Here is a 986-nt window from a genome sequence, read left to right as displayed (position 1 = left end):
GGTGGCGCTGGCAATCACGGCCAAGGCCGGCCAGGTGGGCGGCGGCTTCGGCAAGGTCGGGACCGCGCTGAAGAACCGCGAGGCGGTCGCCCTGATCCACGCTGCCGACGGCGCTGCGGACGGAATCCGCAAGCTGGACGGGCTTTGTCGGCAAATCGACGGAGAGACCGCCGCAAGCCGCGATTTTCCTCGTCTCACCGCGCTCACATCCGAAGAATTGGATTTGGCATTGGGGCGGTCAAATGTGATACATGCTGCCGTGCTTGCGGGCTCGGCCGGACAAACATTCCTGTCGCGCTGCCAGATTCTGGTCCGATACCGGCTGGCGGATGACGGCGATGCCACTGCGGCTATTGCGGGAACGCCGATCAACACGCCGAAAGACGTTGCTGACGACGCCGCTGACGAAAGAGCTGCTGACGAAGTTCGTGCGAACGCGCACGACGTTGAAGGATTGGGACGACTGAATGGTTGATACGAAAACTCCTGGCGACAAGACTCTGACGATGCCGACCAAGACCTTGACGCTGAAGCCGCGCGTCGAGCAGGGCGGCGTGCGCCAGAGCCTCAGCCACGGCCGTAGCAAGCAGGTGGTGGTCGAAAAGCGCGGCAAGCGACGCATCGGCGGCGACGAGCCGGCCGCAGCGCCGGCGGCGCCCGAAGTGGCGAAGAAGCCCGCACCGGCGCCGGCTGCCCCGAGCCGGCAGCAGCAGTCGCGTCCGGCGCCGCAACAGTCGCGCAGCGGCATGGTGCTGCGAACCCTGACCGAGGACGAGCGCACCGCTCGCGCCACCGCGCTGGCCGACGCCCGCGTGCGCGAGATCGAGGAGCGCAAGCAGGCCGAGATCGAGGCGCAGCGCCGCGCCGAGCAGGAAAAGATCGACCGCGCCGAGCGCGAGGCCGCCGAGGCCCGCCGCAAGGCCGAGGAAGAGCGCCATCGCCACGAAGAGGAAGCCAAGCGCAAGGCCGAGACCGAGGCCAAGAAG

Annotated in this window: 1 protein-coding gene and 1 pseudogene; both read left to right on the top strand. The window is 67.7% G+C overall.

Translation table 11 applies throughout. From position 1 onward, the window contains the following. Positions 1–475 (top strand): annotated as a pseudogene (locus tag DU475_RS23855) (RNA-binding protein); the annotation flags it as partial. Beyond that, positions 468–986, top strand: a 519-nt coding sequence (locus DU475_RS23850) for a translation initiation factor IF-2 associated domain-containing protein (protein WP_205524534.1), incomplete at its 3' end; no start/stop codon positions are given. The pseudogene DU475_RS23855 and the gene DU475_RS23850, both read left to right, overlap by 8 nt.

The sequence above is a fragment of the Rhodopseudomonas sp. WA056 genome (genome assembly GCF_010906995.1).
Taxonomy (GTDB): domain Bacteria; phylum Pseudomonadota; class Alphaproteobacteria; order Rhizobiales; family Xanthobacteraceae; genus Rhodopseudomonas; species Rhodopseudomonas palustris_G.
This window is presented reverse-complemented; position numbering and strand designations above follow the sequence as displayed.